The organism is Nocardia mexicana NBRC 108244 (genome assembly GCF_001613165.1).
In the GTDB taxonomy this organism is placed as follows: Bacteria; Actinomycetota; Actinomycetes; order Mycobacteriales; family Mycobacteriaceae; genus Nocardia; species Nocardia mexicana.
On sequence record NZ_BDBV01000006.1, the window covers coordinates 20,920 to 34,542 of the forward strand.

The 13,623-nt window shown below is 68.4% G+C and carries 14 protein-coding genes; 3 read left to right on the plus strand and 11 right to left on the minus strand.

Features of this window, described 5'->3' with window-relative positions; translation table 11 throughout:
- Nucleotides 1–88 precede the first annotated feature (88 nt).
- Nucleotides 89–1,777, minus strand: a complete 1,689-nt coding sequence (locus tag NM1_RS02855; protein ID WP_068013544.1) for a glycoside hydrolase family 13 protein — start codon at nucleotides 1,775–1,777, stop codon at nucleotides 89–91.
- Nucleotides 1,778–1,944: 167 nt separating this feature from the next.
- Here NM1_RS02855 and NM1_RS02860 point away from each other — a divergent pair, with 167 nt between their 5' ends.
- A complete protein-coding gene (locus NM1_RS02860; protein ID WP_246011412.1) occupies nucleotides 1,945–2,994 on the plus strand; it encodes a LacI family DNA-binding transcriptional regulator in 1,050 nt (349 codons plus the stop codon).
- 123 nt (nucleotides 2,995–3,117) lie between these two features.
- Here the strand turns inward: NM1_RS02860 and NM1_RS02865 are convergent, their stop codons facing one another.
- From NM1_RS02865 to dxr, 5 genes are all read right to left on the minus strand, one after another.
- On the minus strand, nucleotides 3,118–3,957 hold the full coding sequence (locus NM1_RS02865) for an SAM-dependent methyltransferase (protein WP_068013548.1): 840 nt from the start codon (nucleotides 3,955–3,957) through the stop codon (nucleotides 3,118–3,120).
- A gap of 51 nt (nucleotides 3,958–4,008) precedes the next feature.
- Entirely contained in the window at nucleotides 4,009–5,229 is a 1,221-nt protein-coding gene (locus tag NM1_RS02870) for a cytochrome P450 family protein (protein WP_068013550.1), read from the minus strand.
- 97 nt (nucleotides 5,230–5,326) lie between these two features.
- Nucleotides 5,327–5,767: a cyanase gene (gene cynS, locus NM1_RS02875; protein WP_068013552.1), complete on the minus strand. Its 441-nt coding sequence runs from the start codon at nucleotides 5,765–5,767 to the stop codon at nucleotides 5,327–5,329.
- A 94-nt stretch (nucleotides 5,768–5,861) separates the two neighbouring features.
- The gene (locus NM1_RS02880) at nucleotides 5,862–7,088 is read right to left on the minus strand and encodes a M50 family metallopeptidase (RefSeq protein WP_068013554.1); all 1,227 of its coding nucleotides are present in this window, start codon (nucleotides 7,086–7,088) and stop codon (nucleotides 5,862–5,864) included.
- Between the two features lie 21 nt (nucleotides 7,089–7,109).
- Nucleotides 7,110–8,249, minus strand: coding sequence for a 1-deoxy-D-xylulose-5-phosphate reductoisomerase (gene dxr, locus NM1_RS02885; RefSeq protein ID WP_068013899.1), 1,140 nt, complete (start codon nucleotides 8,247–8,249; stop codon nucleotides 7,110–7,112).
- A gap of 129 nt (nucleotides 8,250–8,378) precedes the next feature.
- On the opposite strand from dxr, the gene NM1_RS02890 reads away from it, so the two are divergent.
- Entirely contained in the window at nucleotides 8,379–8,660 is a 282-nt protein-coding gene (locus NM1_RS02890; protein ID WP_174556828.1) for a DUF2631 domain-containing protein, read from the plus strand.
- Here NM1_RS02890 and NM1_RS02895 read toward each other — a convergent pair whose 3' ends face one another.
- Both NM1_RS02895 and NM1_RS02900 read right to left on the minus strand, forming a co-directional pair.
- Complete coding sequence (locus NM1_RS02895) at nucleotides 8,661–9,404, minus strand: LysR family substrate-binding domain-containing protein (protein ID WP_068013556.1); 744 nt, start codon at nucleotides 9,402–9,404, stop codon at nucleotides 8,661–8,663. It lies immediately after the preceding gene.
- Nucleotides 9,405–9,504: 100 nt separating this feature from the next.
- Nucleotides 9,505–10,095: a hypothetical protein gene (locus tag NM1_RS02900; RefSeq protein WP_147289011.1), complete on the minus strand. Its 591-nt coding sequence runs from the start codon at nucleotides 10,093–10,095 to the stop codon at nucleotides 9,505–9,507.
- Nucleotides 10,096–10,246: 151 nt separating this feature from the next.
- Here NM1_RS02900 and NM1_RS02905 point away from each other — a divergent pair, with 151 nt between their 5' ends.
- Nucleotides 10,247–11,608, plus strand: coding sequence for an MFS transporter (locus tag NM1_RS02905; RefSeq protein ID WP_084519105.1), 1,362 nt, complete (start codon nucleotides 10,247–10,249; stop codon nucleotides 11,606–11,608).
- On the opposite strand, the gene NM1_RS02910 is transcribed toward NM1_RS02905, so the two are convergent.
- Genes NM1_RS02910 through NM1_RS43720 form a run of 3 tightly spaced genes read right to left on the minus strand, consistent with a single transcriptional unit; the run spans nucleotide 11,576 to nucleotide 13,486 of the window.
- Nucleotides 11,576–12,070: a glycine-rich domain-containing protein gene (locus NM1_RS02910; RefSeq protein ID WP_068013562.1), complete on the minus strand. Its 495-nt coding sequence runs from the start codon at nucleotides 12,068–12,070 to the stop codon at nucleotides 11,576–11,578. The two genes, NM1_RS02905 and NM1_RS02910, sit on opposite strands and share 33 nt — an antisense overlap.
- Nucleotides 12,067–13,299 (minus strand): phenylacetate--CoA ligase family protein, encoded by a 1,233-nt coding sequence (locus tag NM1_RS02915; protein WP_068013564.1) that lies wholly within the window; start codon nucleotides 13,297–13,299, stop codon nucleotides 12,067–12,069. Before NM1_RS02915 ends, NM1_RS02910 begins: the two co-directional genes overlap by 4 nt.
- 52 nt (nucleotides 13,300–13,351) lie before the next feature.
- Complete coding sequence (locus tag NM1_RS43720) at nucleotides 13,352–13,486, minus strand: hypothetical protein (RefSeq protein ID WP_255286157.1); 135 nt, start codon at nucleotides 13,484–13,486, stop codon at nucleotides 13,352–13,354.
- Nucleotides 13,487–13,623 lie beyond the last annotated feature (137 nt).

Genomic DNA, 13,623 nt, shown 5'->3' on the forward strand with positions numbered 1-13,623 from the left:
ACAGCGCGCATACCGCCTGCACGGCATGCGAATTCGGCTCGTATCGCGTCGTGAGCGCGCCGAGCTCGGAATGGTGGATGCGTATTCGCTATTCGCGGCGGATCGGATCGGGCCGCGGCCGGTCGATCAACCACGCCGAACCGTCGGGCGGGAGCAGGCGGTCGATCACCGGCGGAGAGGCCAGCGCCACGGGCAGGCCGGGTAGCTCGACGGCGCGGTCGCCGGTGTTGACCCAGCATTGAGCGGCGCCGTTGGTGAAGGCGAGCGCACCGGGCGGGGTATCGAGCCAGCGGATCGCCGCCGCATCCGCCCAGTACACGCGCCGCAGGGCGAGCGCCGTGCGGTAGAGGGTGAGGAACGATCCACGATCGGAATCCTGAGCCGCGACGGTGCGATCGGCCCACGCCGCCGGCTGGGGCAGCCACGGCGACCGCTCGGCGTGGTCGGGCGAGAAACCGTACGGCGGAGCGTCGCCGGACCACGGGATCGGGACCCGACAGCCGTCGCGCCCGACATCGGTATACCCGGATTGGGCCCAGGTCGGGTCCTGGCGAATGTCACCGGGCAGGTCTTCCACCTCCTCGAGGCCCAGTTCGTCGCCCTGATACAGGTAGGCGCAGCCGGGCAGGGCGAGCTGAAGCAGGGCCGCGGCGCGGGCGCGGCGGCGGCCGAGGTCGTGGTCCGGTGTCTCCCGCGTCCATCGGGTGCGGTCCCATTCGGAATCGATCTCGGCGCCGGGCTGGGAGCGGGCGTAGCGGGTCACGATGCGGGTTACGTCGTGATTGGCGAGCACCCACGCCGGGGACGCGCCGACGGCGGCGGCCTGTCCGACGGCGTCCTCGACCACCGCACGCAGAGGCGCGGCCCGCCACGACGATCGGAGCAGGTCCATCTGAAAGGCCGTGTGCAGCAAGCCCGGCCGCAGGTAACGAGCCAGCCGGGCGTTATCGCAGACGTGGATCTCGCCGACGAAAATCCTTGGCGGCGAATAGGAATCGGCGATCCTGCGCCACGATCGGTAGATGTCGGCGGTGCCGTCCTGATCCCAGGCCGGATGGTCGCTGATGCGATCGAACCCCACGATGCGTTTGCCCGCGTCCGGCAGTGCCGGATCCTTGACCAGACCGTGCGCCACGTCGATCCGGAAGCCGTCCAGGCCGCGATCGAACCAGAAGCGCAGCGTGCGTTCGAAATCGGCGCGCACGGCGGGGTGATTCCAGTTGAGATCCGGCTGCGAGGACGCGAACAGGTGCAGGTACCACCGGCCGTCGTCGACGCGGGTCCATGCCGGGCCGCCGAAGATCGACTCCCAATCGTTCGGCGGCAGCCCGCCTTCGGGGCCGCGCCCCGGACGGAACCAATAGCGATCCCGCGCGTCCGCGTCGCCGCGCAGCGCCGCCCGGAACCACGGGTGCGCGCTCGAGGTGTGGTTGGGGACGATATCGAACAGCACCCGCAGGCCCAGCGCGTGCGCCCGCGCGATGAGGGTCTCGGCGTCACCGAGCGTGCCGTACACGGGATCGATATCTCGATAGTCGGCCACGTCGTAGCCGCCGTCGGCCATCGGCGACGGATACACCGGTGTCAGCCAGATCGCGTCCACGCCCAGCCGCGCTAGATACGGGAGTCGCGCCAGAAGCCCTGCGAGATCACCGATTCCATCGCCGTCGCCGTCCGCGAACGATCGGGAGTACACCTGATAGATAACGGCATTGCGCCACCACGGATCGCCGGTCGCGTGACCGTGCGCGATAGGCGCTGTCGAATGTTCCTGCACCGTCGTTCTTTCCGAGAAACGATGAAACTCGACGACGTCGAATACAACGATAATTGCGCTGAAACCGAGTCGGAGTCAACGCCTGCGGGTTACGTAATTTCCTGCGGAAACCCTTGGTGTCCAGGAGTTTTCGCGCGAAACTTTTTGCGTGGGGTTAAGCTGAAGGCGTGAGCCGAAAACAGGTCACCATGGCGGATATCGCCGCCGCGGTCGGCCGAATCGCGGGGCGGAAGATCTCGATCCCGACAGTCTCTCGGGCAGTGCACCTCGAACCCGGCGTCTCCCCGGAGCTCCGCGAGCTCGTTCTGCGGGTGGCCGAGGAGATGAACTACATCCCCACTCCGGAGAGCACCGGCCGGGTGGCGGTCCTCACCCCGGTGGTGGACACCTGGTTCTACTCCAGCGTCGTCGCCGGCATCGAAACCGAATTGCACAGGGCCGGACTGGATCTGCTGCTGTACTGCCTCACCACGGCCGACCAGCGACGGCAGTTCATCGCGGGCCTGCCGCAACGGCGCAAGGTCGATGCCGTGATCGTCGTCGCCGCGCCGGTCGGCGACACCGACCGCGAACTCCTGCTCCGCCGGGGCTATCCGGTGGTGAGCGTGGGCGCGCGCACCGACGGCCTCGCCACCGTCCGCTTCGACGATCACGAGGCCGCGCGCAAGGCCGTCGGGCACCTGATCCACCAGGGGCACAACCGAATCGCGATGATCCGCACCGAATCGCTGGAGGGCGCGTACTGGGATGCCGACCGCGACCGCTACCGCGGATATCGGGATCAGCTCGACGCGGCCGGGCTGCGTTTCCGCGAGGACTACGTCGTCTCGGTGCGCTGGGGTGTCGACGAGGGCGGTCTCGCCATGGACCGGCTGCTCAACGTCGAGGCCCCGCTGCCGACGGCCGTGTTCTGCCACTCCGACGAGGTCGCCGCGGGCGCCCTGCGCAAGCTCCGCCACGACGCCCGCATCCCCGTTCCCGAATCCCTGTCGGTGGTAGCCGTCGACGACCACCCGATCGCCGAAATGATCAACCTGACCACCGTCGCCCAGCCCGCCCGCCACCAGGGCTCCCGAGCCGCCCGAGCGATCATCGACCACCTGACCGGCCAAATCCCCCTCGACCCCACCGCAGCCACGACCCTCCCCGCCACCAACCTCATCTTCCGCGGCTCCACCGCCCCACCACCCACCGAATCGGCCGCAGCGCCACGCTAGCCAACCGGACGAGAACGGACTGGCCCTGAGTCCGCGCTACCGCCAGCCCGAAACGACCCGCCGAGCCGACCATCTCTGCCGGACTCTGCTGCGCGACATCGCCTCCTGACTCCCAGCAGGCGTCTACACGTCGGCGGATCCTCCCGGATCGGGTTTGCGGGCGACGCCCGCGTATCCGACCATCTGCTTGTCCATCGATCGCGGGGGGACGATTCCGTCCGGGTGCCAACGGTGTGGCGTCTCGATTCCGGGATCGACCAGGTCCAACCCATCGAAGAACCGGGTGAACTCCACACGATCTCGGAGCCGGAACGTGATACCGCTGTCGCGGTAGATCTGGACGGCGCGATCGGCGATATCGGGTGTGAATTCGCCGGTGATATGGGTCATCACCAGATACGAGCCGGGCGCGAGCGCGTTCATCAAGGTGTCGACGATGTCGTAGGGATGTTCGTCGTCATCGATGAAGTGCATCAGCGCTATCAAGCTCAGCGCCACCGGACGTTCGAGATCCAAGATCTCACGCAACTTCGGAGCGTCGAGAATCGTCTCCGGGGCGCGAACGTCGGCGGGAATGAATCCGGTGCGTCCTTCCGGGGTGCCGACGAGCAAGGCCCTGGCGTGAGCGAGCACGATCGGGTCGTTGTCGACGTAGACCACCCTCGCGTCGGGCGCGATCTGCTGCACGGTCTGATGGAGATTCGGCTCGGTCGGAATACCGGTGCCGATATCGAGGAACTGACGAATGCCCGCCTGCGCGACGAAACGCGCAGCGCGAATCATGAAGTCCCGGTTGGTTCGCGCCGCCCGCCGCACCGACGGAAGCAGCTGTTCGATCTTCTCCACGGCCTCGCGGTCGGCGTCGTAGTTGTCCTTACCGCCGAGCATGTAGTCGTACATCCGAGACGGTTGAGCCTGATCTATCCCCAGATCCGGCCCAATTCTGTTGTCTTCGTCGGTCATCAGCGTGTTCCCTCGCGAGCAAAGTCGGCAATACTCCGGCGATCCTGCGGATCAATGGCGATACACGGGCACCCTCCGGTAGCCGTGCGAGATGAAGCTGGGAACGGCGCCCAACTCCTGCGGCGGATTCGCCAGTCGCATCTCCGGAAAGCGCGCGAACACCGCGGGCAGCGCGACCATGGCCTCCAGACGCGCCAGCGGCGCACCCAAGCAGTGGTGGACGCCGTGGCCGAACGACAGATGTTCCTTACCCGCGCGGCCCACATCGAAAGCGGCGGCACTGTCTCCGTGCCGCTTCGGATCCCGGCCGGCTGCCGAGTACGACGCGAGAATCGCCTGGCCTCGCGCGATGCGCACGTCGCCCACCTCGAGGTCGTCGACGGCATAACGCAACGGCAGATATCCCACCGGCGACTCGCAGCGCAGCGTCTCCTCCACGACCTCGGCCCAGGACACTCGCCCGTCGAGGACCCGCGTCTTCTGGTCGGGGTGACCGAGCAGTGCCACGATGGCGTTGCCGATGAGGTTGACGGTGGTCTCGTGGCCCGCGCCGATCACCAGCATCACCGTCTCGATGAGTTCTCGATCGTCGAGGCGCGAGCCGTCCTCGTCGTCCGATGCGGCGATGAGGGCGCTGGTCACGTCGGCGCCGGGGTCCCGCCGCTTGCGCGCCACGAGCTCGCCGACGATCCGGCCGATCTCGGCGTAGGCCGCCGCCGAGGCGTCCGGGGCCAGGGTGGTATCGAAACCGCTGTCGACGCACGCACTCAGCGCCGGACGCAGCGCATCGGGGATACCCATCAGCTCGCAGACGACCCGCATCGGCAGCACGTAGCAGAACCGTTCACGCAGATCGACCACCTCCCCCGCCGGTACCCGATCGACGGCGTCGAGCAACTCGTCGGCCACCTCCTGGATGTAGGGACGCAGGGCGTTCGTGCGGCGGACGGTGAACGCGGGCGCGACCAGCCGTCGCAGCCTGCGGTGCTCGGGGCCGTAGGCGGTGAGCATGTTGTTGGCGGCCACCCACGGCTTCAGCGGCCAATGACGGGGTACCTCGCCATTGCGGAAGGCGGGCCAATGGCGACGGGCGTCCTTGGAGACCCGGGGGTCGGCGAGCAGCTCCGCGAGGACGTCGGCATCGGTCACCGCCCAGGCACGCACCCCACCGGGCAGCTCCACCAGCGTCGCCGGACCGCGCGAACGGAGGCGCTCGACCTCTCCGTGGAGGTCGGCAGCGGTCGGGTCGAGGACGACGGGCTCGATGTCCAACGGCTTCCCCTCCGGCGATATCTGGTCGAATCGTTCGAATACGTCACCCGTACGACCTTGTCGCCCAACCCTATACCGGCTTTGCCGACCGGTAGGGTCACCACTGGTAGGGCAGGAATTTCCCGTCCAGGGTTACGACGACACGGTCGCCGGCCGGGTCCTCGGCCCGCGCCACGTCCAGGCGGAAGTTGATGGCGCTCATGATGCCGTCGCCGAATTCCTCGTGGATCAGTTCCTTGATCGCCGGGCCGTACACCTGCAGCACCTCGTAGAACCGGTAGATCGTCGGGTCGGTGGGCACCGCGGTCTCCAGAGCACCGCGGGTCGGCTGCGCCCGCAGCGCCAGCTCGATCTCCTCGCCCAGATCCAGCAGTCCCGCAACGGTTTTCGCTTCCGCCTCCGGCACCGGATGCTGTCCGAGCAGCGCGGCAACCGTCCACGCCGGGGCCCGCCCGATCGCCTCGGACAGCTGCGCCCACGTGAGCCCCAGCCGCTGCTTGGCCGCGATGATCACCGCCGCCGCTTCCTTCTTCGTCACTGCCGCACCTCCCTGGATATCCAACGCCGACGGACCCTACGCCGCACAAGTTCCCGCGAGGTTAATTCGCGAGACGACGCTCTCCGGCAACCGATTACGGGAAGAGTTTGATCGGGTTCACGATGTCGGCGGCGAGGGTGAGGATCATGTAGGCGCCGCCGATGACGACCACCACGTACGTGGCTGGGAGGAGTTTCATGTAGTCGACCGGGGCGCCGGGGGGTAGGCCCTTGCGGCCGCGCAGCACGTTGCGCAGCTTCTCGTACAGCACCACCGCGATGTGCCCACCGTCCAGCGGTAGCAGCGGCAGGATGTTGAAGGCGCCGAGGAAGAAGTTCAGGCTGGCCAGCACCAGGATGAATACGCCCCACAGGCCGCGTTCGGCCGTCTCGCCGCCGATCTTGCTGGCGCCGTAGACGCTCACGGGGGTGTCGGCGCTGCGTTCGCCGCCGGTGACGGCGGTCCACAGGTCGGCCACCTTGCTGGGCATCTGCGCCAGCGAGGCGAAGGTCTTGCCGAACATGTCGCCGGTGAAGGAGATCGAGGCGGGGATGGCGGCGAAGAAGCCGTACTGCTGCGGGTCGTAGTAGTCCTGGCCCACACCGACCTTCCCGACCATCACCGGGGAGGTGACGCGCTCCTCCGTCCCGGGCTTGAACGGATAAGTGGCCGTCTGCTGCGGCGTCACCGGGATATCGAGCCGCTCACCGTCACGTTCCACGGTGTACAACAAAGTGCCGCTCTGCTCGGTGGCCTTCTGCAGCTCCGGCCAGCTGTCGACGGGAACGCCGTTGATCGCCACGACCTTGTCCCCGCGCTTCAGCCCGGCCTGCAGCGCGGGCCCGGCCGGGCTGCTCGCCGTGCACGGTTGCGCGGTGCCGTCCGGGTTCTGCGCCTGGACGCACTCGGTCGGATTGATCTGTGTCTCCGGCGGCACGTCGAGCCGCGGCAGCCCCCACCCCACCGCCAGCAGCACGATCAGCAGGAACCCGAGCAGGAAGTTCATCGCGATGCCGCCGGACATCACGAGCAGCCGCTTCCAGGTCGCCTGCCGGTACATGGCCCGGTCCAGGTCCTCCGGTTCCATCTCGTCCAGCGCGGTCATGCCCGCGATATCGCAGAAACCGCCCAGCGGCAATGCCTTGAGCCCGTATTCGGTTTCACCGCGGCGGAAGGAGAACACCTTCGGCCCGAAACCGACGAAGAAGCGGCGCACCTTCATGCCCGTGGCCTGCGCCGTCCACATGTGGCCGCACTCGTGCAGGGCCACCGATACCGTGATGCCGAGCGCGAACAGCACGAACCCGATCGCGAACCCCATGCAGTGTCGAACCCTTCTGCGTCAGTTACCCACGTGCGACTGCGCACGCTGCCGCGCCCACGCGTCGGCCGCGAGCACCTCGTCCAAGGTAGCGGGTTCCGCGCTCCACCGGTCCGCCGCCTCGACCACACGCGCCACCGTGCGCACGATCTCGGGGAACCGGATGTGCCCGTCGAGGAAGGCCTGCACGGCAATCTCGTTGGCGGCGTTGTAGACCGCCGTCACGCTACCGCCCGCCCGCCCGGCCTGCCGGGCCAGTTCCACCGCCGGGAACACCTCGTTGTCGACCGGCTCGAACTCCCAGGTGAACGCCGTGCCGAAGTCCAGCGGTGCGAGCACTCCGGGCACCCGGTCCGGCCAGCCCAGCGCCAGCGAGATCGGCAGCTTCATATCCGGCGGGCTGGCCTGGGCGATGGTGGACCCGTCGGTGAAGGTCACCATCGAGTGCACGATCGACTGCGGATGCACGGTGACGTCGATCTTGTCGTAGTCGATGCCGAACAGCATGTGCGCCTCGATCAGCTCGAGGCCCTTGTTCACCAGCGACGCCGAATTCAGGGTATTCATCAGGCCCATCGACCAGGTCGGATGTGCCTTGGCCTCGGCCGGATTCACCGATTCCAGCATCTGCGTCGTCCACCCCCGGAACGGGCCGCCCGACGCCGTGAGCACCAGCCGGTCCACCTCGTCCGCCCGGCCGCTGCGCAGGCACTGCGCCATCGCCGAATGCTCCGAGTCCACCGGCACGATCTGCCCGGGCGCCGCGGCGCGGGTCACCAGCGAGCCGCCCGCCACCAGCGACTCCTTGTTCGCCAGCGCGAGGCGACGCCCCGATTCCAGCGTGGCCAGGGTCGGCTCCAGGCCCAGCGAGCCGACCAGCGCGTTGAGCACGACGTCGGCCTCGGTGCGGCGCACCAGCTCGGCCACCGCGGCCGGGCCCGCCAGTGCCACACCGAGTTTCGCGGCCGCGGCGGGATCGGCGACGGCGACGTTGGTGGTACCCGTCGCCCGGATCTGCTCGGCCAGCAGCGCGGTATTGCCGCCGCGCGCGGCCAGCCCCACCACCTCGAACCGATCGGGATCGGCGGCGATCACCTCCAGCGCCTGTGTGCCAATGGAACCGGTGCTGCCGAGCAGCAGGACTCTCACGATGTCGGACACCCCCTCATTGTTCCGGACCCAGCGCTCCGACACCCGCTCACCCCGCTGGCTACGACGGGCAGTCGTATGACAACATGGTGACGACAGTCTGTACCTGTTGTGCAGCAACCCGTACTGATGGGAGCGAACGTGGCCGCCACGGAACTGGAACCCGCCAAGAGCGCCGTCGTCACCAAGGTCGACCCCGCCGAGGTTCCGTCCGCCGCCTGGGGCTGGAGCGGCGAGTCACGGCGGACCTTCAAGGTCGCCGGCTGGGTGGTCGTGGTGATTCTGCTGGCCATGCTGTTCGAAGGGCCCCAGGGCAGTTCGTCGGGCACCGGCAACATCGGCTACCTGTTCCTGATCGGCTCCGCCGTCGCGCTCGCGGCCGTCCTGATCCGCGACTCGTTCCTGAAGAACAAGCCGCGCTAGTCACCGTCCCCGGCGGCGCGGGGGCTTCTTGCGGCCGGGGTGTGAATTCTTCCGTCCGGCGGTCCCGCGACCGCCGGACGTTCGCGTTCCCGAGCCTCGAGTTTCCTTGCTCTGAGTACCGCGGCCCTGAGCGGGTGGCGCCTTCCGTTCCGGCTTCTCCTCGGCCGCTGCGGTTTTCGCGTGTGACTGTGAGCGGGAACTGCGCTCGGTGCGGCCGCGCACGATGCCGATGAACTGCTCGATCTCCTCGGACTCGTGCTCGATCGGCCACGCCAGGGCGATCTCGGTATCCGGCACGTCGGTCACCGTGCGGAAGACGAGATCCCGCCGGTGGTGCAGCCGCGCCAGCGAATGCGGCATGATCGCCGCGCCGCCGACCGCGGCGACGAGTTCGACCGTGCCCGCCAGGGCGTCGAGGTCGCTCGCGTCCTGCATCCGCTCGTCGGCCAGATCCGCCGCGGCCACCTCGTCGAACAGCGAGATCGGGTGATCCTTGGGCACCACGACGACCGGCAGCTCGTGGTAGAGCGGGATGGCGTGCATGCCGTCGCGATCGATCAGCAGGCGCACGAAACACATGTCGACCCGCCCGTCCCGCAGCGCCGCGTCCTGCTCGGCCTGCGGCACCCCGATCACGTCCAGGGGGCTGTCCGGGAACCGCTCTGCCCACCGGCGCGCCCACTTGGCGACGGTCACGCCCGGAACGTAACCGATCCGCAGCGCACCGGGAGCAGACTCGTTCATTCCAGCAAGGGTATCGGGGAGTGCCTCGGTCCCCGAGCACGGTCGGCCCGAAGTGACGGGCCGGGAAGCGACCGCCGCCGATCCGGTCGTCACGCTCGGTTCATCGGGGACCGGCGAAATAGGACCGCGAGCCCAAGGTCATATCCACACAGGCGGCGAGCAGGATGTCGCGCTCCACTCGATCGACGCGATGCGGCACCGACACCCGGATACCGCTGATCGCAAGGCGATTCGCGTCCGGCGCGGCGTCGGTCGCGTGCGCCAGTTCGAGGCAGCCGACCTCTCCCCCGGACTGGTCGAGCAGCAGTAGGCGGGACGACTCCGGCACCGGGCTCGGCGCGGGATCCGGGACGAAGTGGAACAGCGTGCCGCCGGTCGAGGCGACCGCCGTGGCGGTTTCGGCGTGCAGGATGGCACCGACGGATACGCCGTCGCCGCGATGCACTCGCGTCCACGCGGCATCCTTCGACTCGATCCAGACCGTGGATCCGTCCGAGCAGGAGATCCGGCATCGGACGCGAGCCGAACCGAGCAGATTCGCCAGCCTCCCGCGAACTCCGGCCTCGGTCCGGTGCTCGGCGACCGCCAGCAGTTCCCCGGCTCCGGTCCGGAAGGTCACCTTCGGCGCATCCGCCGCCGCGTACTCCACTCGGCCCTCGATCGTCGTCGACACGTTCGGCAGGGCTGACATAGGAGAATGTTATTGCTGTGAGCTGGATCTCACAGTGATTTGCGGTCCCTAGGCCGATGCGCGTGGTGGCGGCGGCCCGCACCGAAGACCATCCGGCCGTTCCCCGTTACGATTGTCCGGATTTGATCTTCGTGAACGGGACGGCCGGGCGTTGAGCACGCGAGCGATTCTGCTGGTCCTGGCGTGCGCGTTCGTTCCGATGATGGATGCGTTCATCGCGGGCGTGGCGCTGCCCGGCATCCGGCGGGATTTCGATATCGCGGCGGGGTCGGCGCTGCTCGGCCTGATCATGGTCGGCTATCTCGCCGGTTTCGGCTCGCTGTTGATCGTCGGCGGGCGTCTCGGTGACCGCCTCGGGCGCCGCCGGGTGCTGTGGGCGGCGGTCTGCGGTTTCCTCGCCGCGTCGATGGTGTGCGGTCTGGCGCCGTGGCTTCCGGTGCTGGTCGTCGGGCGGATCGTGCAGGGCGCCACGGCGGCCTTCGTCATGCCCCAGGTGCTGGGGTTGCTCACCGCCCACGCCGGGTCGCGGCGCGATCGCGCGATCAGCTGGTATTCGTCGATGAGCGGACTGTCCGCGCTGATCGGGCTCATCGGCGGCAGCGCACTGCTCGACGTCGTCGGCGGCGACGGCGCGTGGCGCTGGCTGTTCCTGATCAATGTTCCGGTCGGGGTGGCCGCGCTGCTCCTGCTGCCCCGGCTGGTTCCGGACACGCGCCCGGACGCCGATCAGCAGATCGACTGGCGCGGTGGCGCACTGCTGTCGCTCACGGTCCTCACGTTCCTGCTGGCGGTCTCGCTGGCGACGACCTCCGGCCTCGCGGCGGTCGCCCTCGGCGTCGGGACGCTGCTCGCCGGGCGCGCGTGGCTGCGGCAGCAACGCCGGTCCGCGCCGACCGCCCTCGTGCCCGCGCGGATGTTCGAAAACCCGGATCTCCGTTGGGCGTTGGCGCTGATGCTGCCCTTCTTCGCCGGTGCGGGCGGATTCCTGTTCGCCCTGCCGCAGACCCTGCAGGAGGGACTGGGGCGCACCCCGCTGGCGGCCGGTGTGCTGACGGCGCCGATGGCACTGGGGTTCCTGGTGTCGTCGTTCACGGTGCCGCGGATACGGGATCGGCTCGGGGTACGGACGATCGCGCTGGGGGCGGCGGTGCAGGGCGGCGGCCTGGCCGTCATGGCGGGCGGCGTGCTGACCGCGTCCGCCCCGGTGATGTGCCTGGCGCTGTTGCTGATCGGCACCGGTCAGGGAATCGCCCTGGGCGCCATGAACGCCCACCTGCTGTCGCTGGTCCCGGCCGAACTGGCCGGGATGGGCGGGGGCGTGCTCCTGACGGCTCAGCAGGTGTCGATCGCCACCGGCACGGCGGTGCTCGGAACCGTGTTCGGCGAGGTCGTGCAGTCGTCGGGGCACCGGACGGCGATGGTCGCGGTGCTGGGTACGCAGATCCTCTTGGCCGCGTTGGTGATTGCCGCCGGGCTGCGGTCAGCTTCCGTCCGCCGCGCCGGCCGGCTGTAGCGCGGAGATATCGCTCAGGCTGTAGCCCATCTCGTCGTGCAGGAACCGCACCATCGTCCACCATCGGGCGCCGTCCGCGTCGAAGCCGCCGAACCTGGCGCAGTACAGCGGAATCCAGCGCAGCGACTGCTCGATCATGGTCTCCCGGGAGGGCTGCTCCCGGCCGTAGTCGGCGTAGGAGATCGACCGATGATGGATGAAACGCCCTCCCGGAAGCCGGTTCTCGCAGAGATCGGTGTATTCGCGGGTCTGCAGGATCAGGTAGTGCCAGACCTCGTCGATCGCCTGCTCGACGGGCAGGAACAGCCCGCCCAGCTCGTCGGGATGCGCCGAGACCAGCGCCAGGTAGCGCACCGCTTCGCGCACCTGCACACGGGCGGTCGGCTCGTCGACGCTGTTGTGCTGTCGCACATAGCGAACCGTCTCCTCGTACAGCTCGCCGAGGATCGCGTGTTCTGTCATCGGGTATCTCCTCGGCGATCGAGCCAGGCGTACTTTCCGGACTTGCCGATCGGAATGTGGGTGTGGTGCGCGACATCCACGGCCAGCCCGGTCAGCGCGGAGGCGGCCGACGCCAGTTCGTGCGCGGCGGCGGTATCGAGTGCCGCGCCGTCGAAGGTGGTGTAGGCCAGCAGCGCCCGGGCGCCGTCGACACGCAGCTGGTAGACGAACACCCGCGGGCCGATATTCGCGATTACGTCGTCGAGTTCCGCCTGCGAGGTGATCGCGGTATCGCTGACGAGCAGTTCCTTCTCCCGGCCGCAGAAGCGAACGATCTGCCGCGGATCGGAGGAGCCGTCGCGCGTGTGCACGCAGTCGCCGGTGTTGTACCGCAGCAACGGCATGAAGGGATTGCGGATGCTCGAGACCACGAGGTTGTAGATGCCGCGGCTGCCCGGAATCGGCTCGAGCTCGACCTCCATCCTGTCCAGGTGCGGGTGGTAGTGCCCCGCGGTGTCGCCGTAGTAGAGATATCCCAGCTCGGTGCTCCCGAACAGTTCCACGACCCGGCAGCCGAGCCGCTCCTCGAGGAACCGCCGGACATTGCGCGGCGTGAATTCGTACCCGTGGATCGCGCTGGCCGGGCGCGGCAGCCGCGTGCCCGCGGCGCGCAGCAGATACGCGGCGTGATACGACGAGCAGTCGAGATGGTAGGCGCCGGAACCTTTCTCGTGCCGGGCGGCCTCGATCTCCGCGAGCATCCGATCGACGGCCGCCGCCGACCACAGCGCCGGATCCAGGTCCTGATTGATGTACAGGGTCCGGTCGTCGAGCCATCGCCGCGCGATATCGGCGGCGTCGCCGCCCCGGGACTCGCTGACCCGCGCCACGTGATCGGTGGCCAGCCGGGTGGTGACGGACACGCGGGGAACTCCGGCGGCGAAGGTGTCGCCGATCTCCGGATGGTCCCGCCACACCGCGTAATACGTGCGCAGCAGAAACAGCGGCGGTCGAATCAGCTGCATGCGTGCGTGATTGGTGCCGGTGGACCAGACATATTGCGCGGCACCGGATTCCAACGCGGCCTCGACCCGGGGCGTCAGGAAGGACGCGGGGAACGACTGCGCCAGATCGGCTTTGGTGATGATCGGGAAGGCATTCGCCGCCGCCTGGTCCCGATAGAACGGGATATCACCGACGGCCTCGACGAACGGGCTCGGAAGTGGGCGGGTGCCTGCGGTTTCCGTCATGAGTGGCTGGCTCGGAGCCGGACCGGGCCCCGGCCCGGCTCACGCCGAGCGACTAGGAGATACAACCGGCCTTGGAAATGCACCCCGACTTGGAGATGCACCCGTCCTTGGCCGCCGAATCCGAGTTGGCCGCCACCCACTTCTCCCAGTTCTCGTCCCGGGCGAGAACCTTGATCATGTCGTTCATGGAGCATCCCTTCGGTCGAGCAACCTACCTGCGCAGCCCAGGGTAAAGCAAAGGTAAAGAGAGGGTCAGGCGTTGTAAGCAGCCTCACACACACGCCGAAAGTGAAACGACTCGTGACTGTCGTGTGCAGATGTGTT